The sequence below is a fragment of the Lentzea aerocolonigenes genome (genome assembly GCF_000955955.1).
GTDB lineage: Bacteria > Actinomycetota > Actinomycetes > Mycobacteriales > Pseudonocardiaceae > Lentzea > Lentzea aerocolonigenes_A.
In genome coordinates this window covers 1-25,468 of sequence record NZ_JYJG01000119.1, presented here as the reverse complement: position 1 = coordinate 25,468, position 25,468 = coordinate 1, and the positions used below count along the sequence as shown (strand labels likewise).

The 25,468-nt window shown below is 68.8% G+C and carries 22 protein-coding genes, 2 tRNA genes, 1 other RNA gene and 2 pseudogenes; 12 read left to right on the top strand and 15 right to left on the bottom strand.

The window, feature by feature from the left end; genetic code table 11:
- Positions 1-27 precede the first annotated feature (27 nt).
- Positions 28-1,707: an ABC transporter substrate-binding protein gene (locus UK23_RS18360; protein ID WP_045312783.1), complete on the bottom strand. Its 1,680-nt coding sequence runs from the start codon at positions 1,705-1,707 to the stop codon at positions 28-30.
- Positions 1,708-1,923: 216 nt separating this feature from the next.
- Between UK23_RS18360 and UK23_RS18355 the strand changes: the two genes are divergently transcribed.
- Positions 1,924-5,202 (top strand): AfsR/SARP family transcriptional regulator, encoded by a 3,279-nt coding sequence (locus UK23_RS18355; protein ID WP_045312782.1) that lies wholly within the window; start codon positions 1,924-1,926, stop codon positions 5,200-5,202.
- Here UK23_RS18355 and UK23_RS18350 read toward each other — a convergent pair.
- The 8 genes from UK23_RS18350 to UK23_RS18320 form a co-directional block, all read right to left on the bottom strand.
- Complete coding sequence (locus tag UK23_RS18350; RefSeq protein WP_231114558.1) at positions 5,181-5,702, bottom strand: uridine kinase family protein; 522 nt, start codon at positions 5,700-5,702, stop codon at positions 5,181-5,183. The genes UK23_RS18355 and UK23_RS18350 overlap by 22 nt on opposite strands.
- Positions 5,699-6,307: a recombination mediator RecR gene (gene recR / locus UK23_RS18345; RefSeq protein WP_045312780.1), complete on the bottom strand. Its 609-nt coding sequence runs from the start codon at positions 6,305-6,307 to the stop codon at positions 5,699-5,701. The genes UK23_RS18350 and recR overlap by 4 nt, the downstream gene beginning before the upstream one ends.
- A gap of 89 nt (positions 6,308-6,396) precedes the next feature.
- Positions 6,397-6,699, bottom strand: a complete 303-nt coding sequence (locus tag UK23_RS18340) for a YbaB/EbfC family nucleoid-associated protein (RefSeq protein WP_156213212.1) — start codon at positions 6,697-6,699, stop codon at positions 6,397-6,399.
- A gap of 242 nt (positions 6,700-6,941) precedes the next feature.
- The gene (locus UK23_RS18335; RefSeq protein WP_045312778.1) at positions 6,942-8,939 is read right to left on the bottom strand and encodes a DNA polymerase III subunit gamma and tau; all 1,998 of its coding nucleotides are present in this window, start codon (positions 8,937-8,939) and stop codon (positions 6,942-6,944) included.
- A gap of 31 nt (positions 8,940-8,970) precedes the next feature.
- Positions 8,971-9,065: signal recognition particle sRNA small type (gene ffs / locus UK23_RS49720), an RNA gene on the bottom strand.
- An 18-nt stretch (positions 9,066-9,083) separates the two neighbouring features.
- The gene (locus UK23_RS18330) at positions 9,084-9,497 is read right to left on the bottom strand and encodes a hypothetical protein (RefSeq protein WP_156213205.1); all 414 of its coding nucleotides are present in this window, start codon (positions 9,495-9,497) and stop codon (positions 9,084-9,086) included.
- Positions 9,494-10,675: an RNA polymerase sigma factor gene (locus UK23_RS18325; RefSeq protein WP_045312777.1), complete on the bottom strand. Its 1,182-nt coding sequence runs from the start codon at positions 10,673-10,675 to the stop codon at positions 9,494-9,496. Before UK23_RS18325 ends, UK23_RS18330 begins: the two co-directional genes overlap by 4 nt.
- Positions 10,676-10,682: 7 nt before the next feature.
- Positions 10,683-11,021 carry a YciI family protein gene (locus tag UK23_RS18320; protein ID WP_045312776.1) on the bottom strand — a complete coding sequence of 113 codons (339 nt, stop codon included), beginning with the start codon at positions 11,019-11,021 and terminating at the stop codon, positions 10,683-10,685.
- 130 nt (positions 11,022-11,151) lie between these two features.
- On the opposite strand from UK23_RS18320, the gene UK23_RS18315 reads away from it, so the two are divergent.
- From UK23_RS18315 to UK23_RS18305, 4 genes and pseudogenes are all read left to right on the top strand, one after another.
- Positions 11,152-11,239 (top strand) — tRNA-Ser (locus UK23_RS18315).
- Between the two features lie 221 nt (positions 11,240-11,460).
- Positions 11,461-11,673, top strand: a pseudogene (locus UK23_RS55025) (GPP34 family phosphoprotein); the annotation flags it as partial.
- Positions 11,618-11,875, top strand: coding sequence for a GOLPH3/VPS74 family protein (locus UK23_RS18310; RefSeq protein ID WP_082114759.1), 258 nt, complete (start codon positions 11,618-11,620; stop codon positions 11,873-11,875). The pseudogene UK23_RS55025 and the gene UK23_RS18310, both read left to right, overlap by 56 nt.
- A 22-nt stretch (positions 11,876-11,897) precedes the next feature.
- Positions 11,898-12,542, top strand: coding sequence for a GOLPH3/VPS74 family protein (locus tag UK23_RS18305; protein WP_045312774.1), 645 nt, complete (start codon positions 11,898-11,900; stop codon positions 12,540-12,542).
- 26 nt (positions 12,543-12,568) lie between these two features.
- Here UK23_RS18305 and UK23_RS18300 read toward each other — a convergent pair whose 3' ends face one another.
- Positions 12,569-15,004: an endonuclease/exonuclease/phosphatase family protein gene (locus UK23_RS18300; RefSeq protein WP_045312773.1), complete on the bottom strand. Its 2,436-nt coding sequence runs from the start codon at positions 15,002-15,004 to the stop codon at positions 12,569-12,571.
- Between the two features lie 199 nt (positions 15,005-15,203).
- On the opposite strand from UK23_RS18300, the gene UK23_RS18295 reads away from it, so the two are divergent.
- Positions 15,204-15,977, top strand: coding sequence for a maleylpyruvate isomerase family mycothiol-dependent enzyme (locus tag UK23_RS18295; protein ID WP_045312772.1), 774 nt, complete (start codon positions 15,204-15,206; stop codon positions 15,975-15,977).
- A 2-nt stretch (positions 15,978-15,979) separates the two neighbouring features.
- Positions 15,980-16,750, top strand: coding sequence for a maleylpyruvate isomerase family mycothiol-dependent enzyme (locus UK23_RS18290; protein ID WP_045312771.1), 771 nt, complete (start codon positions 15,980-15,982; stop codon positions 16,748-16,750).
- Positions 16,751-16,794: 44 nt separating this feature from the next.
- Here the strand turns inward: UK23_RS18290 and UK23_RS18285 are convergent, their stop codons facing one another.
- The 5 genes from UK23_RS18285 to UK23_RS18265 form a co-directional block, all read right to left on the bottom strand.
- Positions 16,795-17,160: a hypothetical protein gene (locus UK23_RS18285; RefSeq protein ID WP_156213204.1), complete on the bottom strand. Its 366-nt coding sequence runs from the start codon at positions 17,158-17,160 to the stop codon at positions 16,795-16,797.
- Positions 17,161-17,174: 14 nt separating this feature from the next.
- Positions 17,175-17,525, bottom strand: a complete 351-nt coding sequence (locus tag UK23_RS18280) for a hypothetical protein (protein ID WP_156213203.1) — start codon at positions 17,523-17,525, stop codon at positions 17,175-17,177.
- A gap of 127 nt (positions 17,526-17,652) precedes the next feature.
- Positions 17,653-17,737: transfer RNA gene (locus UK23_RS18275), tRNA-Ser, on the bottom strand.
- A gap of 32 nt (positions 17,738-17,769) precedes the next feature.
- Positions 17,770-18,201 carry a nucleoside deaminase gene (locus UK23_RS18270; protein WP_082114758.1) on the bottom strand — a complete coding sequence of 144 codons (432 nt, stop codon included), beginning with the start codon at positions 18,199-18,201 and terminating at the stop codon, positions 17,770-17,772.
- Between the two features lie 14 nt (positions 18,202-18,215).
- Complete coding sequence (locus tag UK23_RS18265; RefSeq protein ID WP_045312768.1) at positions 18,216-18,704, bottom strand: tRNA adenosine deaminase-associated protein; 489 nt, start codon at positions 18,702-18,704, stop codon at positions 18,216-18,218.
- A gap of 60 nt (positions 18,705-18,764) precedes the next feature.
- Here UK23_RS18265 and UK23_RS18260 point away from each other — a divergent pair, with 60 nt between their 5' ends.
- The 5 genes and pseudogenes from UK23_RS18260 to UK23_RS18240 all read left to right on the top strand — a co-directional run bounded on the left by UK23_RS18260 (position 18,765) and on the right by UK23_RS18240 (position 25,447).
- Positions 18,765-19,970: a M20 metallopeptidase family protein gene (locus UK23_RS18260; protein WP_045312767.1), complete on the top strand. Its 1,206-nt coding sequence runs from the start codon at positions 18,765-18,767 to the stop codon at positions 19,968-19,970.
- A 13-nt stretch (positions 19,971-19,983) separates the two neighbouring features.
- Positions 19,984-20,943 (top strand): annotated as a pseudogene (locus tag UK23_RS18255) (prephenate dehydrogenase); the annotation flags it as partial.
- Between the two features lie 9 nt (positions 20,944-20,952).
- On the top strand, positions 20,953-22,503 hold the full coding sequence (locus UK23_RS18250; RefSeq protein WP_045312766.1) for a fibronectin type III domain-containing protein: 1,551 nt from the start codon (positions 20,953-20,955) through the stop codon (positions 22,501-22,503).
- Between the two features lie 19 nt (positions 22,504-22,522).
- Positions 22,523-24,244, top strand: a complete 1,722-nt coding sequence (locus tag UK23_RS18245; RefSeq protein WP_045312765.1) for a hypothetical protein — start codon at positions 22,523-22,525, stop codon at positions 24,242-24,244.
- Between the two features lie 18 nt (positions 24,245-24,262).
- Positions 24,263-25,447, top strand: a complete 1,185-nt coding sequence (locus UK23_RS18240; protein WP_045312764.1) for a thiolase family protein — start codon at positions 24,263-24,265, stop codon at positions 25,445-25,447.
- The last annotated feature ends 21 nt before the right edge of the window (positions 25,448-25,468 follow it).

Sequence of the window (25,468 nt, the reverse complement as noted above, 5' to 3'; positions counted from 1 at the left end):
TCTCTTGTGGTGGGAGCTAGTCCGCGCTCAGCCCTTGGAGGCCGAGCCGAACTTCTCGTCGGTCAACGGGCTCGGGACGACACCCTTGATGTCCGACTTCAACACCAGAGCGGGCGGGGAGTGCGAGATCGGGATCGCGGGGAGGTACTCCTCCATGATCCGCTTGTTCAGGTCCTCGTAGAGCGACTTGCGCTTGTCCTTGTCCGGCTCGGCGTTCGCCTTGGCCAGGTCGTCGGCGAGCGTCTTGCCCCACGCGGACACACCGGTGTGGAAGCGGTTGTCGGTGCGGCCGAAGAAGGTGCCGACCCAGTTGACGGGCTGGCCGTTGTCACCGGTCCAGCCGAGCAGGAACAGGTCCGGGATGCCCTGGTCGACGTCGGTCAGGTAGCCACCGTTCCACGGCTTGGTGACCACGTCGATCTTGATGCCGGCCTTCTGCAGGTCGCCGGAGATCGCGCCGAACAGGTCCTTCGGGGACGGCATGTACGGGCGGGTGACCTCGGACGGCCAGTAGAACTTCAGCGTCAGGTCGGACGCGCCGGCCTCTGCCAGCAGCGACTTGGCCTTGTCCAGGTCGTACGGGACGGCCTTCAGGTCCTTGTTGTAGCCGGCGACGGTGTCCGGCATGAACTGCGTCGCGACCTTGGCACCTTCCGGCAGCTGCGACTTGACCAGCTGCTCGCGGTTGATCGCGTACTGCAGGGCCTGGCGGACCTTGAGGTCGGCGAGCTTCGGGTTGTTCTTCTGGTTGATGCCCATGTAGAAGACGTTGAACGCCGGACGGATCGCGACGTTGAAGCCGTCGGACTTCAGGCCGGCCCAGTCAGCCGCGTTCGGCAGGTCGTAACCGTCGATGTCGCCGGCCTTGATCGCCTGCTTGCGGGCGGTCTCGTCCGGGATGATCTTGAAGACGATCTTGTCCAGCTTGGCCTTGGTACCCCAGTAGTCGTCGTTGCGGACGAGCTCCACGGTGTTGTTGGCCTTGTCGTACTTGCTGAACTTGAACGGGCCCGTGCCGGTCGGGTGCTCGTTCGCGTAAGCCGGGTAGGTGAACGCGTCACCGGCGGCCTGGACGTTGTCCGCGTCGTACTTCTTCAGCGCCTCGGGGCTCGACATCGAGAACGAGGTGAAGCCGAGGACGTCGGGGAACTGCGAGTTGACCTCAGCGAGTTCGATGACCGCGGTCTTCGCGTCCTTGGCCGTGCACGACTTGTACAGCGAGGGCTTGTCCGGCGTGTCCTTGAACCCGCCGAAGTTGTCCAGCCAGTACTGCGAGACGGCGTCGGACTGGCCGGCGCCCTTCTGGTTGTACCAGCGCTCGAAGTTGAAGCAGACGGCCTCGGCGTTGAAGGCAGTGCCGTCGTGGAACTTCACGCCCTCCTTGAGGGTGAACGTCCACGTCTTCGCGTCGGAGCTCGACTCCCACTTGGTGGCCAGCGCGGGCTCCACCTCGGCAGTACCAGGCTTGAAGCCGACGAGACCCTCGTACATCTGGCGAGCGACCCGGAAGGTCTCGCCGTCCGTCGCGTAGAACGGGTCGAAGAGCTTCGGTGCGCCGGCAGCGCCGAAGGTGAGCGTGCCGCCCTCCTTGCCGCCACCACCAGAGTCGCGCTGGGATTGCGCGCAACCGGACAGGGCCAGCGCGCTGACGCTGAGGAAGCCGATCGCGGCAACCCAACGGCGGCGAGCCGTTACTGAGTGGACCATCAAACACCCCTTGGACAATCCGCACATCTCACGGTGTGGTCGCCGACCATAACCGTTGCACATACCCCCTCCGAGGTAAGTCAGGTCACGATCCGGCCACTAGACCAGGCATTCTGATACGTCCGGCGCATGCCCGCTGACCCAACGTGAGCACGGCAGATGCGTCGAACGCTCTCCTAGGCTGTAGAAACAACAACGACACGCGGAGGAGGTCGCATGAGCAGGCAGGTCGAGTTCCGCGTCCTCGGCCCTCTGCAGGTACTCCTCGACTCCGAACCACTGCTGGTGCGCGCCGGTCGTCAGCGGGCGCTGCTGGTGTCGTTGTTGCTGCGTGCGGGCAGTTCGGTGTCCGTGGACGAGCTCGCCGGGAACGTGTGGGGCGACGACCCGCCGGCCCGTGCCCGCGCGACTCTGCAGACCTACGTGATGCGCCTCAGACAGCTGCTCGGGCCGTCGGTGCCGATCAGAACCGTTCCAGACGGATATTTGATCGACGTCGACGAGAAGACGATCGACCTGATGCGCTTCGAGCCGTTGATCGAGCAGGGCGAGCTGGAGCGCGCCGCGGGCAACCTGCAGGCCGCCTCGGCCGCGTTCGCCGCCGCGCTGGGACTCTGGCGGGGTCCGGCGCTGGTCGACGTGCCGTCGGAGATCCTGCACCGCGACGAGGTGCCGCGGTTGAACGAACGCCGCCTGCACGTGCTGGAGCGCCGGGTCGAGGTCGATCTCGAACTGGGCCGCCACGGTGAGCTGGTGGCGGAGCTGTCGCGGCTGACCAGCGAACACCCGTTGCGCGAACGGTTCTGGGCGCAGCTGATGGTGGCGCTGTACCGGTCCGGCCGGCAGAGCGAGGCGCTGGCCGCCTACCAGCGGGTTTCGCGGTTGCTGGGCGACGAGCTGGGCATCGATCCCGGCGACGAGCTGCGGCGCGTGCACAGCCAGGTGCTGTCCGGGTCGATCGACTCGGTGGCGAGTGCTTCCGCCGGCGCGCCCGTCGTGGCCGCCAAGCCGGAGCGGGTCGTGCCGTCGCAGCTGCCCGCCGATATTCCGGACTTCGTCGGGCGTGACGAGGCCGTGTCGTTGATCGTGGCTCTGCTGCGGACCGCGCAGGGTGTGCCGGTGGTCACGCTGGCCGGGCCTCCCGGAGTCGGGAAGACGGCGCTGGCCGTGCACGCGGCGCACCGGATGCGGGCGGACTTCCCGGACGGGCAGCTGTACGTCAACCTGCGCGGATACGCTCCTGGGCCGCCGCTGAGCGCGGTCGACGTGCTGCCGCGGTTCCTGCGCGCGCTGGGGACCGAGCCTGATCAGGTTCCGCTCGACCAGGACGAGCAGGAGGCGATGTTCAGGTCGACGTTGACCGGTCAGCGCGTGCTGTTGTTGCTGGACAACGCGTCTTCAGCCGAGCAGATCCGGCCTCTTCTCCCTGGTTCACCCGGTTGTGCGGTGCTGGTGACCTCGCGGGACACGTTGCGCGGGCTCGCGGTGTCGCATGCGGCGTCGAACGTGCGGTTGGACGTGCTGGACTGGAGCGAGACCAAGGCGCTGCTGGCCGGGATCCTGGGTGCGGACGAGGTGGCTTTCCAGGAGGAAGCCGCCGCGGAGCTGGCCGTGTTGTGCGCGCACCTGCCATTGGCTTTGCGTATCGCAGCCGCGAACCTCGTGTCGCGTCCGGAGCTGTCCATCGCGGACTACGTGGAGGAGCTCCGGGCGGGCAATCGGCTGGCGGCTCTGGCGGTCGAGGGCGACGAACGGGTCGCGGTGCACGCGGCGTTCGATCTGTCCTACACCGCCTTGAAGCCCGAGCTCGCGCAGATGTTCCGGTTGCTGTCATTGGTTCCCGGCACGGACTTCACGCCCGAGATGGCGGCTGCTCTTTCTGGACTGACCACTCAGGACGCTCGCCGGCGGCTCGACCGGCTGGCCACCGCGAACCTGATCGCGAACCACGCGCCGTCGCGGTACCAGTTCCACGACCTGCTGCGCGACTACGCGGCCGAGCGGCTGGCGTTCGAGGAAGGCCGTGCGGACTCCCGGCTGGCGTTGCGGCGACTGGTGGACTGGGCTGTGCGCTCGGTCGACAACGCCACGTCCGCGATGAAGTCGACCCTGTTCCGCTTCCCGCGTCCGGCGCCGTTGGACGGCGTGGTGCCGCGGACGTTCTCCACCTCCACCGAGGCGTTGACGTGGCTGGACGTGGAGCGCGCGAACCTGGTGGCCCTGGTCGCGCACGCGGTCGAGCGCGATCCCGACAACTCGCCGTGGCAGCTGGCCGATGCCCTGCGCGGCTACTTCTACACGCAGAGCCTGACCGCGGAGTGGCGTGAGACCGCGAAGGCCGGGCTGCTCGGGGCTCGCGCGCCGCGGGATGAGCTGGGGCAGCTCGCGATGCTGTCGTCGTTGGGGACGCTGTACTGGGTGACCGGGCAGCACCGGAACGCGTTGGGCTACTACCAGCAGGCCATCGCTCTCCAGGAACACATCGACCTGCCAGAAGCCGAGGCCGCCGTGCTGTCGAACGCCGGGTCTGTGTACATCGACCTGGGCGAGCTGGAGCACGCCGCAGACCACCTCGAGCGGGCTTTGGTGATCGCCCGCCGCGTCCGTGCGCCCCAGGTGCTCGCCAACGCCCTGTTCAACCTCGGCGGCGTCTACATGCAGCTCGGCCAGCTGGACCGCGCGGCGTCGACGTTCGAGGAGGCGCTGGAGGACGCCACCCGCCTCGACTCGTGGACGCTGCAGGCCAACTCGATGCGCGCGCTGGGAGAGGTGCACGCGTGGCGCGGCGAGCCGGAGCGCGGCGCGTCCTACTTCGCGCGGGCGAGCGAGCTGTACGAACGTGCGGCCGCCCGCAACTTCGGCCACACCATGCACGAGGGCATGGCCATCACGCTGATCATGCGCGGCCGCTACGACGAGGCTGCTGTCGAGGCCTCACTGGCCATGCAGATCGCGCAGGACCTCGAGAACGCCAAGAGCGTTTGCGACGCGCAGAACCTGCTCGGGCGTGCTTTGGAGGGTGCGGGCCGTCTGGACGAGGCGATCGAGCAGTTCTCGTCCGCGCTGGCGATCGCTCAGGAGACCGGCTACTCGTGGGGCACCTGCTCGGCCCGTCGCGGTCTGGCCTCGGCGTACCGCGGCGCCGGCCGTTACGAGGAGGCGTTGGCCACGGCGACCTCGGCGTTGGTCGAAGCCGGGCGGTCGCAGTTCCGGTTGGCGGAGATGGAGGTGCTGCTCGTGCTCGGGCGCACGCACCTCGACACCTCGGACGCCGCCGGCGCCCTTGAGTGCGCTTTGCGGGCCTCTGCCGTCGGGTCGGATTCCGGGCACCGCTGGGTTTACGGACGTGCCTTGCAGCTGGCCGGCGATGCGTCGGCAGCCTTGGGTGAGGTGGACGCCGCTCGTGGGTACTGGGCGTCGTCCTTGGAGGTGTTCAGCTCGATCGGAACGCCGGAGGCCGTGGTGGTCCAGGCTCAGCTCGAAGTGACGACGTAGTCCGCTCTGGCCCTGGTCTCGTCGACCGCGAACCAGCCTCGTTCGTACTGCTGCCAGAGGATGAAGTGATGGCGGTGGCGTTCGCCATCCCTCGCCACGACGCGTTCCAGCCGCTGGCGCTCGTCTCCGTGTTCGATGAAGATCGCGAGACTCAGCTGGTGGGCAATGGCTTTCCTCGCTGAGGAGAACCCCTCCAGGATGATGGTCCTTTGTGGATGGACCGTGACCTCCTGGCCTTCGTCCTCGCGTGGAAAGCCCGCGGACCAGTCCGTGAGCCGATAGCGGGCTTCCTGGCCGTTTTCGATGGCGTCGAGCACTCGAGTCAGTTTCGGCCACCACAACGTCGTCGGGTCCTCCCACGTCGCGAAGTGGTCGGTCTTGATCAGCTGGGCGCCGAGCTGCCCGGCGAGGTTCTCGGCGAACGTCGACTTGCCCGCGCCCGTCGGCCCGTCCACCGCGACCAGGCGGGTGTCGCCCAGTCGCGGTGGAGCGCTGTTCACATGCTCCGGCGACCAGATAGCGCACGCCCCAGGGTGAGTTCGTCCGCGAACTCCAGGTCGCCGCCCATCGGCAGGCCGCTGGCCAGCCTCGTGACGCTCAGCCCTGGGAAGTCCCGCAGCATCCGGACGAGGTAGGTGGCGGTGGCCTCGCCCTCGGTGTTGGGATCCGTGGCGATGATGACCTCGGAGATGTCCACACCGTCGGTGGCCGTGCCGATCCGGTTGAGCAGCTGGCGGATGCGCAGCTGATCCGGGCCGACGCCGCTCAGAGGGTCGAGCGCGCCACCCAGGACGTGGTAGCGGCCCTTGAACTCCCTGGTGCGCTCGATGGCCTGGACGTCCTTCGGCTCCTCGACCACGCAGACCAGACTGAGGTCGCGCTTGGGGTCGCGGCAGATTCGGCAGGTGGTCTCGGCTGAGACGTTGCCGCAGACGTCGCAGAAGACGACGCCCTCCTTGACCTTCTGGAGTGCGCTCTGGAGCCGCTCGATGTCAGCCGGTTCCGTGGCCAGGAGGTGGAAGGCGATTCTCTGGGCGCTCTTCGGACCGACGCCCGGGAGTCTGCCCAGCTCGTCGATCAGGTCCTGTACTGGGCCCTCGTACATTCGGTTGCCGTCTTTTCGCCGGTTCTTGCTGGTGGGTCAGCGGGGCTTGGTGACTGGTCGCGTTGGCTGGACTTGTCAGCCGGGCGCGACTAGCCGAGCAGTCCGCCGAGGCCGCCCTGCGCCAGTGGGCCGAGCTTCTGCTCCACCAGCTGCTGGGCCTTCTGGTTGGCGTCCTTGATTGCGGCGATCACCAGGTCCTGGAGGGTTTCCACGTCTTCCGGGTCGACGATCTTCGGGTCGATGGCGAGGTTCACCAGTTCGCCGCCGCCGGTGACCGTGGCGGTCACCAGGTTGTTGCCCGCGTTGCCGGTTACCTCGGTGTTGGCCAGCTCTTCCTGGGCGGTTGCCATCTGCTGCTGCATGTTCTGGGCCTGCTGGAGCAGGGCCTGCATGTCGAACTGACCGGGTTGCACCGCTGGTCCTCTCTCGGGTGGCTTGGAGTGGCTTCCAGCGTACGGGTTTGGTGGTGTGGTGCTGTTTTGGTGGGGCTTATGTTGGGTGGGCCGCCTTCGGCGGGCGGGCGGGGTTCAGCGTCCGCAGGTACCGCCGGCTCATGATCGAAGCTTCTGAGGGCCGCCAACATGCAGAGACCCCGGCGGTGGCACCGTCGGGGTCGTCTGGCGGGTGGAGCTTGCTAGGCCTTTTTCAGTGGGCGGGCGCCAAGTTCGTCGGCCAGGAGTTTGAGCACCACTGCTTCGGGGTCCAGGTCTTTGGTCACTGCGTCCGGGTCCGCTGGGCGGGCCGCTTCGGCCAGCATCGCTTCTTCGTCGTCCGGTTCCGGCGGGAGCGGGTCGTCGGGCTCCGGCGGTTCCGGGGGCGGCGGGACGTCGTCTGCCGGCGGGCGCGGTGGGGCTTGGCGTTGCGGTTCTGGTTGGCGTGACTGGGGTTGCTGGGCCTGGCTTGGGCGGGTTGGGGCTGGGCGGGCGACCTTTTGTGGTTGGGCCGCTTGGGGGGCCGCGCCTGGGGTGCCGTGGATGCAGCGGACTTGCCAGGTGCCGCCCAGGACGGAGTTCAGGGCGTTGGCGATTGCCTCGGTGTTGCGGGGTTCGGCGAGGCGGCGGGCCAAGGGTGCCGAGGTGTGGGCGATGGTGACCACGTTGCCGTCCACCTCGCTGACCATGGCGTTGGTCAGCATCGCCTCGGTGCTGCGGCTGGAGGCGCGGACTGCGGACAGCAGGTCGGACCAGAGTCGGCGCACCGCTGCTGCGTCCAGGGTGCCGTCGGCCGCTGGGGCGGCCTCGGCCGGCGGGTCTGCCGGAGCAGCCTGGGCAGGTTCCTGGGGCTGGGCCGGCACTGCGGCCGGTGGCTGGGCCGCGGGCGTTGCCTGAGGGGGAACGGATGGCGCCTGGGGCTGGCGAGGTGGTTCTGGTTGGGAGGGCTCGGCTGGCGCTGGCTGCTGGGACCTGCGGGTGAAGACCTGGGCGCCTGCCGGTGGGACGGCGGCTGGGGCGTCGCCTGAGGTTGCGATGGCGGCTGGGGGGCGGCGTTCCAGTTGTTCCAGGCGTTGCAGGAGGGCGGCTTCCGACTGGCTCACTGATGGCAGGAGCATGCGAGAGACGAGGAGTTCGAGCAGGAGGCGCGGGGCGGTGGCGCCGCGCATTTCGACCAGGCCCGAGTGCACGATTTCGGCGTAGCGGGTGAGGGCGGCTGGGCCCAGGCGTTCCGCTTGGGCCGACATGGTGGCCAGCTCGTCTTCCGGGGCGCTGACCAGGTTGCGGTCGGCCGCGTCGGGGACTGCGCAGAGCAGGACGAGGTCGCGGAGGCGGTCCAGGAGGTCCGAGGCGAAGCGGCGCGGGTCGTGGCCGGCTTCGACCAGGCGGTCGATGGTGCCGAAGATCGCTGCGCCGTCGCCTGCGGCCAAGCCGTCGACCACGTCGTTGATCAGGGCCGAGTCGGTGACGCCCAGCAGCGTCATGGCCTGTTCGTACTTCACGCCGTCCGGGCCCGCGCCGGAGAGGAGCTGGTCCATGACCGACTGGGTGTCACGGGCCGAGCCGCCGCCTGCTCGGATGACCAGGGGGAACACGGCGGGCTCCACCGCCACGCCTTCCGCGGCGCAGTTGCGTTCCAGCAGGCTGCGCATCACGCCGGGCGGGATCAGGCGGAACGGGTAGTGGTGCGTGCGGGAGCGGATGGTCGGGAGGACCTTGTCCGGCTCAGTGGTGGCGAAGATGAAGATCAGGTGGTCCGGCGGCTCTTCGACGATCTTCAGCAGGGCGTTGAAGCCCTGCGTGGTGACCATGTGGGCCTCGTCGATGATGAAGACGCGGTACTTGGACTCGGCCGGGGCGTAGAAGGCCTTCTCGCGGAGCTCGCGGGTGTCTTCCACACCGCCGTGCGAGGCGGCGTCGAGTTCCACCACGTCGACGCTGCCGGTGCCGTTGGGGGCCAGGCCGATGCAGCTGTTGCACTCGCCGCACGGGTCGGGCGTCGGGCCCTGAACGCAGTTGAGCGAGCGGGCCAGGATTCGGGCCGACGAGGTCTTGCCACAGCCGCGCGGGCCGCTGAACAGGTATGCGTGGTTCACCCTGCCCGCCGCCAGCGCGACTCGCAGCGGATCGGTCACGTGCTCCTGGCCTACGACCTCGGAGAACGTGGCCGGACGGTACTTGCGATACAGAGCGAGCGCCACGCCGCAGACAGTACCGGGGACCCCCGACAGAAAAAGGGGACCCCGTGCACCCACCAGAGCCCGCTTATCCTTGCTGCCTTCCGGCCCTGGGGAGGTTCGCGAGATGTGTGCCGCACGAGGTCCGTCGCTAGTGTAGCGAAGGGTCTAAATCGAACGTGTGTTCGAGTTGCCCACAGTGTTGTCCACAGGTGGGGACAACTCGCGGCCCGTCGCCAGCATCAGCAGGTCAGAGGCCGGAAGGGCGGGCAGAACCCCGCCGGGGAAGCGCTTGCGAGCGCCCCAGAAAGGGCTCTTCATCACATGATCCAGAGCCGCCCGGGCAGGTTCGAGCGGCATCTCGCGGACACGGCCGAGCGGACGGGCGATGTCCTGACCGTGGACCAGGAAGTCGACCAGCGGATCGATCGGGGCGGCCATGGGCGCGCGTTTCGGCGAGGCTGCCGTCGCGCGGATCTGCGCGATCAACTCCGACCGGGTGAACTGTGCCGCCAGTTCGTGGGCCTTCGCGTCCTCCATGCGGTTCCAGTCGAAGCGCGCCTCCAGCCACGTCATGATCATGATTGCTGCTCGACGGCGGTGAGCCTGCGGCGCAGGAAGTCCTGTTCGGATTCGGTGCCCGCGAGCGCGATGGCCTCCCGGTAGGCCTGGGCGGCTTCGGCACCGCGGCCCAGGCGGTGCAGCAGGTCGGCACGGGCCGCTCGGTACGGGTGGTAGTCGCGGAGCTTGGGTTCGTCCACGAGCTCGTCCAGCAACGCCAGACCGGCGGCAGCTCCGTCGCGCATGGCGATGGCGGCCGCGCGGTTCAGGGCGATCACCGGCGACGGGGTCAGGCGCAGCAGCACCTCGTAGAGCGCGACGATCTGCGGCCAGTCGGTGCTCGCGAAGTCCGGAGCCTCGTCGTGCAACGCGTTGATCGCCGCCTGCACCCCGTACGGGCCGTGGCCACCGGTCAAGGCGGTCTCCGCCAACGCAGAGCCCTCGGTGATCATGTCGCTGTCCCAGAGCGCGCGGTCCTGGTCCTCCAGCAGCTCATCGCGTGCGTCCCGGCGGGCGTGGACCAGCAGCATCAACGCCAGCAGCCCCGCGACCTCCCGTTCGGACGGCAACAGGCCGCGCAGGATCCGGGCCAGCCGGATCGCCTCGCCGGCCAGGTCGACGCGCTGGGCCGCGTACCCCTCGGTGAAGATCGAGTACACGGCCTGCAGCACGCCGGGCAGGCGTTCCGGGAGCTCGTCGGCATCGGGCACGCGGAACGGGATCCGTGCCTCCCTGATCTTCTTCTTCGCCCGCACGATCCGTTGCTGCATCGTCGCGACCGGCACCAGGTACGCCCGCGCGACCTCGGGCGTGGTGAACCCGGCCAGGCAGCGCAGGATCAGCGCACCGCGGTCCTCCGCGGGCAACGCCGGGTGCGCGCACGTGAAGAACAGCTCCAGCCGCTCGTCCGGCAACGACCCGGTCACCGGCGCATCGGCCCGCGAGACCTCCACCTGCAGCAACGCCAGCCGTGCCGCGTAGACCTGGTCGCGGCGCAGGCGGTCGACGGCCTTGCGGCGCGCGGTCGTGAGCAACCACGCGCCGGGCCGATCGGGCACCCCGTCCACCGGCCAGTGCCGCAACGCCGCCTCGATCGCGTCGGAGGTGACCTCCTCGGCCAGGTCGAGGTCGCCGAAGCGCTTGACCAGGGTGGCGAGCAGCCTGCCGCGCTCCTCCCGGAACACCTGCTCGACGTTCATCGCGAACTCAGAAGTCGAATTCCGCGATCGGCCTCACGACGACCGCGCCGCCGTCACGCGATCCGGGACACTTCGCCGCCCATCCGAGTGCCGCGTCGAGATCCGGCACGTCGATGACCTCGTAGCCGCCCAGCACCTCGCGGGTCTCGGCGAACGGTCCGTCGGTGACGGTGCGCCTGCCGTCCTGTCCGACCTGGACGGTGGTCGCTGTGACCAGGTCGGCGAGCGAGTGCCCGGAGACGAGCACGCCCGCGTCCCTCATCTCCTTCTCGTAGGCGATCCAGTCCGCGACGGTGCAGCTCGCCTGCTGGTCAGAGGCCGCGTAGATCAACAGCATGTACTTCACGAATGCCCTCCTCGGTCGGTCTTACGGGATCACGACGAGCGGGCAGACGCCAGATCGACACAGCCTTCGAAGGTTTTTCCGGAGACCCCCGTTTTGGGTCGCGAGACACCCGTCCGGTAAGGTTCTCGACGGAGGATTCGCATAGCGGCCTAGTGCGCACGACTGGAAATCGTGTTGGGTTCACCCCCTCACGGGTTCAAATCCCGTATCCTCCGCCATCTCGAAGGGCGTCGACTTGCAACAGTCGGCGCCTTTCTGGCGTTATGAGGCCATGCTGCCCGAGGATCTGATGCTGCTCTTCCTCGACGAGGAGACGGCCGCGTCGACTTCGAGGCCGACGGCAAGAGGCTCGCGGTGGTGGATCCCTCGCCGCTGGCCACGATCATGATGATGATGGTTGTGTCCACGGTGGCCGCGACGTCGGTCAGTTCGAACTGACGTGTTGCCCGAGGACGTGCTGCTGCTGTTCATCGACCAGCGGACCGGGCACACGGTGGCCGAGCGCATCGTCGTGGAGAACGCTCTCGCGGGTGCGTTGCTGATCGAGCTCATGCACGCCGGACGACTCGCCTACAGCGGTCAGCTCCACGTCGCCGATGCCACCACGACGCGCCGTGCAGCGAATCGGCAGCGTGCTGTTCGGGCATCGGCCGCCGGACGCGCGCAGCGGTGCGCTGATCTCGTTGCTGCACGCGGTGAAGCGAGTGCACAAGGTTTTCGAGGGCGACCGGCACGAGCTTGCCGCTCGCGCGAAGGCCATCGCCGACGGGCACTCCCCCGCGGTGCAGGCCGTGCACGACGCCGTAGCCGAAGAGATGGTGCTGGCCACGACGAAAGATGGATTCCTGAGGTAGCAGCGACAACTACCGTTCTTTCATGCTGCCAGAAGACCTGATGCTGCTGCTCATCAACCAGCAGAACGGCCGTTTGCTGGCCGATTCGTCGTCGGTGGAGAACGCGCTCGCCGGTGCCGTGCTCATCGAGCTGGTGAACTCGGGGCGCGTCGCGTTCGAACCGAACGGCAAGAAGCTCCAGCTCGTCGATCCGACGCCGTTGAGGAGCCCGTTGCTGCAGGAGTCGTTGGCGAGGTTCGACAAGCCAATGAAGCCGCAACGGGCCGTGGAACGCCTGCGGAAGAACGTTCGCAACAACGTGATCGCGCAGTTGGAGGCCCACGGCGTCGTGCGGGTGGGACCGCGGAAGGTGCTCGGGATCTTCCCGGCCAAGAGCTACGTGATCACCGACGTGGCCAGGTCGAGCGAGCTGCGGCACGAGGTCGGCGAGGTCGTGCGCGGGTATCGCGGGCCGGACGCGCGCACCGGGTCGTTGGTCACGCTGCTGCACGCGGTCAAGGCGGTGCACAAGGTGTTCGACGGCGACAAGCGCGAGATGACCAAGCGCGCCAAGGAGATCGCCGCGGGCAACTGGGCCGGTGACGCCGTGCGCAAGGCGATCGAGGCGATTCAGGCCGGTGTGGGCGCCGCAACGGCCGCTGCCGCCGCCGCGTCATCTGGTGGATGACCCGGCGGCGGCAGCGAGAAGAGCAGTTACTTCTTGAGGCAGTCGAGGATGTCCTCGAGCGCGAACACGATCTTGTCGACGTTCGCGTCACCCGTGGACGGGCGGGCGCGGACGATCTGCGGGTCGTGGTCGCTCGCCTGGTCGGCGAACTCGGCGTTGATGTGCACCACGTCGTAGCTGAAGCGCGTGATGTTCTTGCTCATCACGAGGTGGTCCAGCGTCTGCGAGTTGCCCTCGAAGACGTAGCTGTACCGCTCGTTCACTGGCAGCGTCTCGATCAGCGCCTTGAGGTTGCCGTCCGCGGTCAGTGCCTTCACCGCGGGCGAGAACTGGTAGTCGTTCAGGTCGCCGGCGAGGACGATGTTGGCGCCCTTGTCGACCGCGCGGAGCTGCTCGGTGAACGCCTTCAGGGCGGCGGCCTGCTTGGCGCGCTGCACCTCCGACGAGCGCGAAGGCGGCTGGTTGCGGCCGTGGATGGCCTCGTCGCCACCCTTGGAGTTGAAGTGGTTCGCGACCACGAAGACGGTGCGCCCGCGGAACTTGAACTCACCGGCGAGCGGCTTGCGGCTGTTCGCCCACGCGTCGTTCAGCGGGTCGATCCGGCCCGGTGACACGGAAAGCGCCGCGCGGCCGTTCTTCTTCACGACCGAGACCGGGGTCTTGAAGTCGCCGCCAGGACGGTCCACGAAGGACACCCGCTGCGGGTTGAAGAAGAAGCCCACGCGGATGTTGCCGCCGGGTTCGCCGCCGTCCTTCAGGTTCTCCGGGTCGATCTCGCGCCACTGGTAGCGCGGGCCACCCTTGGCGACGATCGTGTCGGAGAACTTCTGCAGCGTCTGGTCCGCCGCGACGGTGCCGTCGTTCACCGCGCCGTTGTTGTCCTGGATCTCCTCCAGCACAACGACATCCGGGCTGCGGAGGTTCGTCGTCACGCCGTCGGCGAGCCGGTCGAACTTCTCCTGCGGGTCGGACGGGTCGAGGTTCTCGACGTTGTAGGTCGCGACCGACAGCTCGGATTCCTTCTGCTGCGCGGTGATCTCGCGCTGCAGGTTGCCGGAGACGTGCTGGCCGAGCGACAGAGCAGCCAGCGTGTAGCCGCCGAAGTTCGTGTACTCGATGGCGCCGACAGTCGCTCCGGAGAACACGTCACCGACGTTGGACACGGGCAGCGCACCAGCGGTCTTGATCTTCAGGCGACCGCTGTTGGCCTGGTCGTAGCCGGTGTAGGTGGTGCCACCGCGCAGGTTCTTGTTCTGGTCGGGGTTCGTGGTGACCCAGACCTCGCCGAACGTGTTGCTCGGGCCGACCACGCGGGCGTCGTCGACCTGGACCAGCGTGCCCTCGAGCGACTCGAAGTAGTCGAGGCCGTACTTGTCCGGCTCGAGCGGGAGCTGCTCGATGCTGCCGCCCGGCGCGGGCAGGTAGCCGGCCGGGATGTTCTTCACGACGACCGGTGCCGGGACGGGGTTGCCCTTCGACACCGTGATCGTGGTGGGCTGGGCGATCTCGGTGAGGGTCTGGTTGGAGCCCGTCTCACCACCCGGCCGGTACTCCGCGACCGTGCCGCTGACCAGCACGTTGTCGCCGACGGCCACGGTCGGCGCGGTGCCTGCCGTGTAGACGAAGATGCCCTCGCTGGTGCGCGGGTCGGCGTCGGGGCCGACCGTGTCCTGGATCCAGAAGCCGCGGTCACCCGTGGCACGCGTGCCGGTGACGACGCCGGGGACGTTGGTGACCTTCTGGCCGAACAGCGGCGAGTAGCGCGTGACGCCCTGGATGTCGTGGATGCGCTTGTCGCCTGGCGTGGGGTCCGGGTCGGGATCCGGGTTGCCGCCGCCCGGGGTCTCGCCCTTGGAGTTGGTCGGGCTGGGGTCGCCGACCTTGAAGTCGGCGGAGTTGTCGTCCGTGTCGCCGAGCTCGATGTTGCGGAACGCCGAGGTGGTGTTGCTCAGGGCGTTGGTCGCGGTGCCTTCGCGGACGACCGCGGTGCCGTAGCCGACGAGGTCCTTCACGCGCGCGTCGGCTGCGCAGTCGGCGGCCGTCTTGCAGGTGAGCGCCGCGGTGCCGTTGACCAGCGCGATGGTGCCGCCGGTGGCGCTCATGGCGATCGTGCCGGTGGCGTCCGGGGCGGGCAGGTTGACCGTGCCGCCGCTGCCCTTGGCCTCGGCGACGAGGAACGTCTTGCCGGGCGCGATCGAACCGGTCAGCGGGGTCACGCCCCACTGCGTGGTCGCGCCGGGGGTGGCCGAGATGTACTGGACGCTGTAGCCGTCCAGGCTGATCGCGGCCGCGCCCTTGTTGGCGAGCTCGACGAAGTCCTGGTTGAGGGTGGCGCCGGAGTTGCCGCCGCCTCCGTAGACCTCGGAGATCAGCGCGTCGGGGCTGGGTGCGGCAACAGCGGGCACGGCGGCGAACATGATCGCCGCCACCGCTGTCCCGACGCCGGGCAGGGTGGGTCTCAAAACTTCCTCCAGGGGATGCGGCGGACCGACGCATCTTTCCTCGATCGAGTGATGTTTGGTAGCGGTTGTTACTAACGGTTAACCGGTTGGCCCATCAATGATCACTCGAACAAGTGTTCGATCATGGTGTATGCTCGCTTTCGGAACGCTGACCGGTGGGCCCCTCCCAGGCGCCGGTCGGCGTCCCTACTTTTAGAGCATGGTCATGTTGAGCTACGAGCGCCATTGCGCCGAGATCGTCAACCAGGCTTCTCTCTTAGCTTCTTCCTTGGACGGCTCTGACCTGGGCGTTCAGGTGCCGTCCTGCCCCGACTGGACGGTGAACCAGCTGGTTCGCCACGTCGGCTTCGCGGTGCGGTGGGCAGACGAGATGATCCGCTCCCGTTCCCCGGAGATCCCGTTCGACCGCAACAACGCGATGAACGTGTCGTCGTACGCCGGCGAGAAGGCCGCCACGTTGGGGCCGTGGCTGGTGGAGGGCGCCGCCTCGCTTTCCGCTGCGCTCGAGGCCGTCTCCCCGGACGAGATGATCGCCGTGCTCGCCGGTCATCCCGGGCCACGGGTGTGGTCGCGACGGATGACGCACGAGCTCGTGATGCACCGCTGGGATGCCGAGAACGCCCTGGGTGTGCCGTTCGAGCTGGATCCCGAGGTCGCGTCCGACACGTTGATCGAGTGGACCGCGATGGCACTGCCGTACGCGTTCCAGAGGTGGCCCGAGCAGACCCAGCCGCTCGTGGGCCCTGGCCACACCGTGCACCTGCATGCGACCGACGCCGACGTGGAGCTGGTGATCGATCTCACCGCCGAGAAGCCGGTGGTGCGGGAGGGACACGAGAAGGCCGCCGTGGCGTTGCGCGGGCCGGTCGTCGAACTGGTGCTGGCGGTCTACCGGCGGCGGCCGGTGGAGGGCCTCGAAGTGTTCGGCGATCGGGAGCTGCTCGCCGAACTCCTTGAGCGCGTACGTTTTTGACCATGGGGATGCTGACTCACGCGCAGCGGCTCGACACGGGCGTCGCGCAGACCGAGCTGCTCGTTGCCGAACTCGTCGGCGCCGACCTGTCGATCCCGGTGCCCGCGACACCGGACTGGACGTTGAACCAGCTCCTGCGCCACCTCGGGTACGCGCACCGGTGGATCGAGCAGCTGGTGCGGGAGCGGATCCCGGACGCCGACCGCTCGCTCAGCAAGGCGCACTCGGTCGACTCGTACGCCGGAGAAACTGCCGCCGAGCTGGGCCCGTGGCTGACCGAGGGTGCGACGCTGCTGGCTTCCGCGATGCGCGAGGTGCCGGAGGACGAGCCGATCGCGGTGCTGTTCCCCGACCAGCCGGGGCCGCGGTTCTGGGCGCGACGGATGGCGCACGAGACGTGGGTGCACCGCCACGACGCGTTCGAGGCGCTGGGCGTGCCGTTCGAAGTCGATCCGGTGGTCGCCGCCGACGGGTTGTACGAGTGGATGAAGGTGGGGCTGCAGATCGTCCACCTGCGCCGGCCCGAGTTCGCCGAACTGCTCGGGACGGGCACGCTGGCGTTCGAGGCGACCGATGTCGACGCCCGGTGGCTGGTGGATCTGACCGGGACCAAGCCCGTGGCGCTTCAGGGCGAGGGGACGGGTGCGGTGACCGTGCGCGGACCGGCCGCGGAACTGGTGCTGGCGCTCTATCGACGACGAGGGCCGGACGGGCTCGACGTGTCCGGAGATTCCGCGCTGCTGAAGGAGTTCCTGGCTCGCGCGCGGTTCTGAAGAAGCAGGAAAGGCCCCGGGAGAGATCCGGGGCCTTTCACCACTCAGCCGTAGCAGGGCCTGCCGAAGGCGTAAGCCGGGATCCACACTCCCCTGTGGTTGCGGTCGCCCCACGCGTCACCCTGGTAGTACGCCTGGCCGTACTTGTCCCAGCCGTAGTTGTACGTGTCGACGTTCTGGCCTCGCCAGTACTCGCCGCCGTAGGCGCCATCCGGGCTGTACTGCCAAAGCACGCTGTTCACGTGCTCGATCGTGCACGTGGTCACGCCCTCGGCCGCCTGCGTGCGAACGATCTCCGGCGCGGCGCCCGCCGACGCCGTCACCGAGACGCCAGCGGCCACCGTCAACACCGCGACGGCGCATGCCCTGCGAACAGCGCTGAACTTCATTCCCATCCCCCTCTTGGTCATGACACCCTGCCCGTTCATCCGAAGCAGGGCTTGCCGAACGCGTAGGCCGGGATCCAGATTCCCTGCTGCCGGGCGCCCCACGGATCACCCTGGTAGTACGCCAACCCGTTGCTGTCCCAGCCGTAGTTGTAGGTGTCCACGGTCTGCCCGCGGTCGTAGAAACCCTCGCTCTTGCCGTTCGGGTCCCACTTCCACCACACGCGGAACACGCGCTCGATCGTGCAGGTGGTCACGCCCTCGGCTGCCTGCGTGCGAACGATCTGCGGCCCGTCACCGGCTGGTGCCGCACTGGCCGGCACTGACAGCACCGAAGCTGCCGCAGCGATGGTCATCGTCACGGCAGCGCATACCTTGGAGAACTTCATCTCCACCCCCATCTGTGTCACAGACGACGGTGGCAGCGGCACGTTGCAGAAACGTTGAAGCCGAGATCAGGCCTGCCCAGGGAAACAGAACGGGGCCCGACCTGTGTCAGGTCGGGCCCCGTTCGAGCGGTGGCGGTGGGATTTGAACCCACGGAGGCGTTAACCTCACACGCTTTCGAGGCGTGCTCCTTCGGCCGCTCGGACACGCCACCGCTAAGAACAATACAGGGGTCGATCCACCGGGTTAACGCTGGGTCCGGAAGAACTGTTCGAGCAGGTCAGCACACTCGGACTCCAGCACACCGCCCTGAACCTCCGGCCGATGGTTGAGCCGGCGGTCGCGCACGACGTCCCACAGCGACCCCACAGCCCCGGTTTTGGGCTCCCAGGCACCGAAAACGAGACGAGAAACACGCGCCAGCACCAAGGCGCCCGCACACATCGTGCAGGGTTCGAGAGTCACGGCCAGGGTGCAGCCGTCGAGCCGCCAGCCGTCGCCGAAACGAGAGGCTGCCTGACGCAGAGCCAAGATCTCGGCGTGCGCGGTCGGGTCGCCGAGAGCCTCACGGGCGTTGCAGGCCGAGGCGAGCACGGAACCGTCCGGCGCGAAGACGACCGCGCCGATCGGGACGTCCGCGCCCGACAACGAAGCCGCGACGAGAGCGGCCCTGATCATGGCTTCTGGGGAGATCACGCCTGGATCGTGTCGAGCAGCTTCGTGAACTCGTCGATGAAGCCGATGCGCTGGGCGATCATCTGGAGCTGCTCGTCCGGGTAGAGGTCGACCTCGTCGACGATGATCTGCAGCTCGTGCGACGGCATGCCGAGGTCGGCCAGCACGCCCAGGTCGCCCTCCGGCCAGAGTTCGGTGTCTTCCTCGTCCGGCGGTTCGACGCGCAGGAGATCGAGAACGTCGGCCGCGATGTCGTAGTCGAGGGCGGCGGCCGCGTCGGAGAGCAGCAACGCCACACCGCCGGGCACGGGGCGCAGGATGATGAAGAACTCGTCGTCGACGGCCAGTAGACCGAACGCGGCGCCGGTCGACCGCAGTTGGCGCAGCTGTGTGATCGCCGCGTCCAGCTCCGACAACGCGGAGCTGTCCATCCTGCTGCACCGCCAGCGGCCGTCCTCCCGGACGACCGCGACCGCGAAGCCGTTGACCGGCTCCTGCTGTGTCATGTGCACACCGTAGGGCCCAGACGACCTTCCCGGTAGCTGAGGTGGTGGCACCATCGATAGATGAGCACAACTACGCCGGACCCGCGTCTCGCCGGACTGCTCGAAGGGGCGCGCTCGCTGCAGCCCCGCACCGTGGCGCTGCGCAGGCAGATCCACCGCCACCCTGAGCAGGGACTTCAGCTCCCCAAGACCCAAGCGGCGATCCTGCACGCGTTGGAGGGGCTGCCGCTCAAGGTCACGAAGGGCGAGTCGACGACTTCGGTCGTGGCGGTGCTCGAGGGCGAACGGCCGGGGCCGACGGTGTTGTTGCGCGGTGACATGGACGGGCTGCCGCTCCAGGAGGACACCGGGCTGCCGTACGCGTCCGAAGTGGACGGCAACATGCACGCCTGCGGGCACGACACGCACGTGGCGATGCTGGCGTCGAGCGCCCGGCTGCTCGCTGATCGGCGCGACGCGCTCAGGGGCAACGTGCTCTTCATGTTCCAGCCGGGCGAGGAGGGCTACCACGGCGCCCGGTACATGATCGAGGAAGGCCTGCTCGACGACGGCGTGGAGAAGGCGTTCGCGCTGCACATCACGTCGAGCATGAAGTCCGGCGTGGTGACGTGCCGGCCGGGCGCGATCATGGCCTCCGCGGACACGTTCCACGTCCACGTGAAGGGCCGCGGCGGGCACGGCGCGATGCCGCACAACGCGCTCGACCCGGTGCCGGCGGCCGCGGCGATGGTCGGAGCGCTGCAGACGATGGTCGGGCGCAGGGTCAGCGTGCACGAACCGGCCGTGGTGACGGTCGCGCAGATCAACGCCGGTACGACGACGAACATCATCCCGGAGACCGCCACGCTCGACGGGACGATCCGGACGTTGTCGGAGACCACGCGCAAGCTCGTGCACAAGGAGCTCAAGCAGGTCATCAAGCACACCGCCGCCGCCTACGGGTGCCACGCCGAGGTCAGCATCGTGCCCGGCTACCCGGTGACGGTGAACGACGACGTGGTCGGCCAGCACGTCGTCGACCTCGCCGCGCAGGCGATGGGACCGACGTGGAGCGAGCCCATGCTCGACCCGTTGATGGGCGCCGAGGACTTCTCCTACGTGCTGCAACGGGTGCCGGGCGCGCTCGCGTTCCTCGGTGCCTGCCCGCGCGGCATCGACCTGGACGACGCCCCGCCGAACCACTCGAACCGGGTGCTGTTCGACGAGGCCGCGATGGAGCACGGGGTGGCGACGTACGCGGCGTTCGCGCTGGACGCCCTCCGGTAGTTCCGAACACGCGTCGCACGGAATGATGGACGCCGTGCGAGACGTGTGCGTGATCGGACTGGGACTGATCGGCGGCTCCGTGCTGCGAGCCGCGAAGGCTGCCGGGCGCACGGTGTGGGGCGCCACGGCGAGCAAAGAGGACGCGGACAAGGCGCGGGCTGAGGGCTTCGACATCACCTCCGTCGACGAAGCCCTCGGCCGCGACCCCGAGGCGCTCGTCGTGCTCGCCGTGCCGTTGCCGGCGCTGCCCGACCTCCTGCGCAAGATCCCCGCAGGCACCCGGCTCACGGACGTGACCAGCGTGAAGGGGCCTGTCCACGACGCCGTGCACCGGTACGCCAAAGAGGTCAGGTTCGTCGGCGGCCACCCCATGGCCGGCACGAGCCAGAGCGGCTGGGACGCGGGATCGGCCACCCTCTTCCAGAACGCGGCCTGGGTCGTCACGCCGGAAGAGGCCGACGACCACCTCAACGACGTCATGGAGCTCGCCCTCGACCTCGGCGCCCACGTCGTCCCGACCACGCCGGAGGAGCACGACGAGGCGGTCGCGCGGATCAGCCACCTCCCGCACGTCATGGCCGCGATCCTGGCCGCGACCGGAGCCGACGGCGGACCACTCGCGATGGCGCTCGCGGCGGGCAGCTTCGGCGACGGCACGCGGGTCGCGGGCAGCAGGCCGGAACTCGTCCGCGCCATGTGTGAAGGCAACCGGGACGCGCTCCTGATGGCCGTCGACGACGCCCTCGGCAGACTCGGCGCGGCACGAGGATCGCTCGCCTCCACCGGCGGCCTCGCCAAGACTATCGAAGCGGGCCACGAAGGCCGGAACACGCTGGTCAACCAGCCTCAGCGCACCAAGATCACCATCGATCTGACCAAGCCGGGAGCCCTCGCGGCGTTGCGGAACCTTGGATCACGTGGCGGGCGCGTGGTTGGGCTGAACGGCAGCACCGCCACAGCGGAAACGTCGTAGGGTCGCCGGGTGGATCGACGGACGCTCGCCGGTGGGCTCGGTGGACTCGCGCTCGTCATCGCGGCGGTCGTAGCGCTCAGAACCGGTGACGGGCCGGACACGCTTAAGCGCGAGATCGACGACGTCGTCCAGGTCGTGGAGCAGCAGGAACCCGGCAAACCGTCGAACGCGCGGGCCCAGGCGCTCGACGCGGACTCGCTGCAGATCGCGTGGAACGGCTCGGCGTCCGCCTACGAGGTGCGCTGGAACGGCAACCAGCAGCTCGTGCCCGGCCCCGAGGTCGAGATTCCCGGGCTGAACCCGGACGCCCAGGTCGAGGTCGAGATTCGGGCGGTCAGCGCGACCGGCCGGCGGTCAGAGCCGCTCAAGATCGCCGCCACGCCCAAGGACCTCTACGACGACAAGTGGGACGACCAGCTCGTCGGCCAGATCGACAAGTTCGACGGCCCGGAGGCGCTCGACCCGCGGAAGTGGCGCGTCGAGGCCGAACAGGAGTGCCTGGGGCTGCGGCCGTTCGGTCCGAGCAAGCGCATAGACGTCGACTGCCCGATGGCCGCGTTCCAGTCGAACACGCCGATCAGGTTCGGCGTTGCGGCGAGTGACGGCGCGATCGGCCGGGCGATCATCAGCGTCGCCGGAGCCGTCGAGTCGAGCCACGTGCGGCTGACGCTGCTGCCGGACCCGTGGCAGTACCTCAAGGAGAACGACGTCCAGGCGCGCGGCGCGGTCAGCCTGGACATCACGACCCAGGGCACGCGGATCGTCGCCGACCCGGAACTCCCCCGCACCGGCAAGCAGGTCCAGCTCGGCGACGCACCGCTGACCGGGCTCGTGGCGGGCGTGCGGCACCGCTGGGAGATGCGGGTGCTGCCGGACGCGGTGCTGGCGTTGCGCGACGGCGTGGTCGTCGCCTACGAGCCGGTGGCGCTCAAGGAACCGCTGGTGCACCCCAGGGTCCGGATCGACGGTGGCGGCTTCCTGGACGCGTTCGGCGTCGGCGGCGTGCCCGAACGGGTCGTGCCCACCGAGGTCATCCCGATCCTGCCGGACACCGAGGTGCCCGCGGACGTGGTGGCCGCCAAGATCGTCACGCCCGAGGCCGGCAACCAGGTCAGGGTCGCCGACGTCCCGATCGAGTCCGGCAAGATCGTCGCTGCCCCACCGGCCCAGCTCGTCGTGATCCGCAAGCCGGAGAGCCGCCCCGGCACGTTGCCGAAGCTCTCCGACCGGCCAGGTGGCATCAAGACCGGCGGCCCCCGGCTGCACGTCATGCACGAGGACGGCACCAAGCCGCCGCAGCCCCTCCCGCACACCGGCCGCATCCTCGTCACGGCGGAGGTGAACGCCATCGGCCACCGCGGGATCGAGCTCGAACTCGACGGCAGGCGGATCGTTTCGCTGCCCACCGACGAGCAGGGTCCAGGCGTGCCCGGGAGGCACGAATTCTGGCTCGACGCGAAGAACCTGGCCTCCGGGTCGCACGCTCGGCTCAAGCTCAGCGTCCTTCCGGCGGACCATGGCGAACCCGTTACCACCGAAACCGTGTTCGAGCTGGGGTGAACGCCTTAGCGTGACTCGCATGAAGCGGGTCGCCTTCGTCGTCGCAGGCCTCGCGTTGGTGGTGGGCGTGATCGTCCTGCGCGACACCGACGGGGGTAACTCGACGTTGCCCACGGCTCCCCCGCCACCGACGAAGCTCAAGCCGTACGTGTCGGACCAGGTGCTGGTGCCGAGCCCGCAGGGGCGTCCGGCGACACCGGCGAACGTCGTGGCGCGCGGCGGTCACCACAAGATCCAGCTCAACTGGTCCGGCGAGGCTCCCGCCTACGAGGTGAAGTGGGGCTCGAAGACCAAGCTCGTGACGCGGCCCGGCACCCAGCTCAACGGTCTGGAGAACGAGCGCGAGCAGGAGATCGAGATCCGCGCGGTCGACTCGTTCGGCCAGCGCTCACAGCCGGCTCGCACCAAGGCCACACCGCGTGCCGACAACGCCCCGTACACGTTCGTCGACCGCTTCGACAGCCCGGACGAGCCCGATCTCCAACGCTGGCGCCTCGCCAAGCGCACCGACTGCGCCCGCGCGACCTCGGGCGACGAGGAAGACCACGACCGGTTGGTCATCAGCAGCAGCTGCGGCACGCGCGCGGTGACGTTGCGGTCCCGCACGCCATTCGTGCGCAGCGACGACGAATCGCGCTTCGTGATCGAGACCGACGCGCCGAGCACCGGCGGCAAACTGCTGCTGGACCTGGTGCCCGGCCCGGTCAGCGTCCAGGGCGACCCGGTCCTGCCTGGTGCGATCCGCGCGACCATCTCCACCGATGTAGTCGGCAACTCGATCGTCGAGCTCGTCCCGAACGGCACGGCGGCCAAGCCGATCCCGGCCGCGGTGCCGGGGATGACCGTGCGCTGGGAGATCGTGCTGACCAAGACCGGCACCCAGATCACCCGTGACGGCGAGGTCGTCGCGACGTCGCCGTTCGTCCCTGAGTGGCACGAGGCGACGGCGTTGATCGGCTTCGCGGCACTCGCGGGCGACCGGATCCGCGCGGGCGTCGACCTCATCGGCTACCGGACCGCCCGCTCCGACGCGCCGCCCAACGTGCCGACGCCGCAGGTCCGCATCGACGGGCCCGTGAGCAGCACTCACCCGATCCCGGACGTCACCTCTGGCCAGCTGCGGATCGCCCTGATCCCGTCGCGGGAGAGCGAGCCCGTGACCGCCGTGAGGATCAACGGTGTGGAGGTGCCGTTGCGTCCTGCCGTGCCCGGCACGCCGTGGAAGCCCGGCGCGGAGTACCCGGCCGTCGCCGACCTGCCCAAAGAGGCCTTCACGGACAACCTCAACGTCCAGCTGGTGACGCAGGAGCGCATCCAGGTCACGCACACCGACGTCGAGCTGACCGGCCCCAAGAGCCCACCGCAACGCCAGGCCGGTACGCCGTTGGTCGACGCACATCCGGTACTCGCTGATCCCGTGCCCGAGATGCTCGACGCCGGTGGCCAGCCGATCGAGAACGGTGCCGCGTTCAACCGGGGCCGGGTGGTGCTGGAGGTGCGCGTGAACGCCCTCGACTCGGCTGTCGCGGGCCTCGCCGGGTTCGAGATCCGGCTCGACGGCAACCACATCGCGACCGTGCCGACCACCGTCGACGGACCGGCCGCCGCGGGCCGGTGGCGGATTTCACTGAACACGTCGTCGTTGACCGCCGGTCCGCACGCCGTCGAGGTCAGGGCGTTCAGCACCGATTCAGACGTGCATCCCGAAACGGGTTACGTCCCGTTCCTGCTGAAGCCCTGATTGGTTCACTATGGGCGTATGGCCCGCGCACTGATCCTCGACGCAGCCCGCACGCCGTTCGGCAGGTACCGGGGAGGTCTCTCCGGCATCCGGGTGGACGACCTCGCGGCGCTGCCCATCGTCGACCTGCTGCGTCGCTATCCGTCACTGGACCTGGCGCGCATCGACGACGTGCTGCTCGGCGACGCGAACGGCGCCGGTGAGGACAACCGCAACGTCGCCCGCATGGCCGCGCTGCTCGCCGGGCTGCCGGTCTCCGTGCCGGGCGTGACGCTGAACCGGCTGTGCGCGTCCGGTGGCGAGGCCGTGGTGCAGGCTGCTCGGGCGCTGGCCGCCGGGGATGCGGATCTGCTCGTGGCCGGTGGCGTGGAGGGGATGTCGCGGGCGCCGTTCGTGACGGCACGGCCGGACAAGGCCTTCCCGGACCGCTTGGAGACCGTGTCGACGGCGCTGGGCTGGCGGCTGGTGAACCCGCGAATGCCCAAGCACTACACGGTTCCGCTGGGGTTGGCCGCTGAGAACGTGGCTCACGAGCTCGGCATCACGCGCGCCGAGATGGACAACTTCGCGTTGCGCTCACACCGGCGTGCTGCAGCTGCGTGGGATGCCGGTGTGCACGAGGGTTTCGCGTTCTCCGTGCAGCTGCCGGACGGGACCGCGGTGCGGCGCGACGAGAACGTCCGCGCGGACACGAGCATCGAGAAGCTCGGGAAGCTGAAGCCCGCGTTCTCCGAGAACGGATCGGTGACCGCCGGCAACGCTTCTCCGTTGAACGACGGCGCAATGGCCGCGTTGATGGGCACGGAGGCGATGGCTTCCGAACTCGGTGTGGAGCCTCTGGGCGAGGTGCTCGGTTCCGCGACGACCGGCGAGGAGCCGCACCGGTTCACGATCGCGCCGGTGTCGGCGATCCGGAAGTTGTTGAAGCGCCTGCATCTTGAAGCCACGCAGATCGACCTGTGGGAGATCAACGAGGCGTTCGCCGCCATGGCGTTGTCGGTGCTGCACCACCTTCCGGAGATCGACCGCGAGAAGGTCAACGTCCACGGCGGCGCCATCGCCTACGGGCATCCGTTGGGTGCGTCGATGCCGCGCGTGATCGTTGACGTCGCACGGCACCTGCGCGCACGTGGTGGTGGCGTCGGCATTGCGGCTGCCTGCGTCGGCGTCGGCCAGGGGGTGGCCGTGGCGGTGCGCGTCTAGTGTCCTGAGTCGTTAGTTCTT

Coding starts and splice junctions, on each gene's coding strand:
- UK23_RS18325 (WP_045312777.1), bottom strand. CDS start 10,675: ATGAACGTCGAGCAGGTGTTCCGGGAGGAGCGCGGCAGGCTGCTCGCC.
- UK23_RS18355 (WP_045312782.1), top strand. CDS start 1,924: ATGAGCAGGCAGGTCGAGTTCCGCGTCCTCGGCCCTCTGCAGGTACTC.
- UK23_RS18310 (WP_082114759.1), top strand. CDS start 11,618: ATGCCACCACGACGCGCCGTGCAGCGAATCGGCAGCGTGCTGTTCGGG.
- UK23_RS18295 (WP_045312772.1), top strand. CDS start 15,204: ATGGTCATGTTGAGCTACGAGCGCCATTGCGCCGAGATCGTCAACCAG.
- UK23_RS18360 (WP_045312783.1), bottom strand. CDS start 1,707: ATGGTCCACTCAGTAACGGCTCGCCGCCGTTGGGTTGCCGCGATCGGC.
- UK23_RS18260 (WP_045312767.1), top strand. CDS start 18,765: ATGAGCACAACTACGCCGGACCCGCGTCTCGCCGGACTGCTCGAAGGG.
- UK23_RS18290 (WP_045312771.1), top strand. CDS start 15,980: ATGGGGATGCTGACTCACGCGCAGCGGCTCGACACGGGCGTCGCGCAG.
- UK23_RS18280 (WP_156213203.1), bottom strand. CDS start 17,525: ATGAAGTTCTCCAAGGTATGCGCTGCCGTGACGATGACCATCGCTGCG.
- UK23_RS18340 (WP_156213212.1), bottom strand. CDS start 6,699: ATGCAGGCCCTGCTCCAGCAGGCCCAGAACATGCAGCAGCAGATGGCA.
- UK23_RS18330 (WP_156213205.1), bottom strand. CDS start 9,497: ATGATCATGACGTGGCTGGAGGCGCGCTTCGACTGGAACCGCATGGAG.
- UK23_RS18270 (WP_082114758.1), bottom strand. CDS start 18,201: ATGATCAGGGCCGCTCTCGTCGCGGCTTCGTTGTCGGGCGCGGACGTC.
- UK23_RS18240 (WP_045312764.1), top strand. CDS start 24,263: ATGGCCCGCGCACTGATCCTCGACGCAGCCCGCACGCCGTTCGGCAGG.
- UK23_RS18265 (WP_045312768.1), bottom strand. CDS start 18,704: ATGACACAGCAGGAGCCGGTCAACGGCTTCGCGGTCGCGGTCGTCCGG.
- UK23_RS18285 (WP_156213204.1), bottom strand. CDS start 17,160: ATGACCAAGAGGGGGATGGGAATGAAGTTCAGCGCTGTTCGCAGGGCA.
- recR (WP_045312780.1), bottom strand. CDS start 6,307: ATGTACGAGGGCCCAGTACAGGACCTGATCGACGAGCTGGGCAGACTC.
- UK23_RS18245 (WP_045312765.1), top strand. CDS start 22,523: ATGAAGCGGGTCGCCTTCGTCGTCGCAGGCCTCGCGTTGGTGGTGGGC.
- UK23_RS18305 (WP_045312774.1), top strand. CDS start 11,898: ATGCTGCCAGAAGACCTGATGCTGCTGCTCATCAACCAGCAGAACGGC.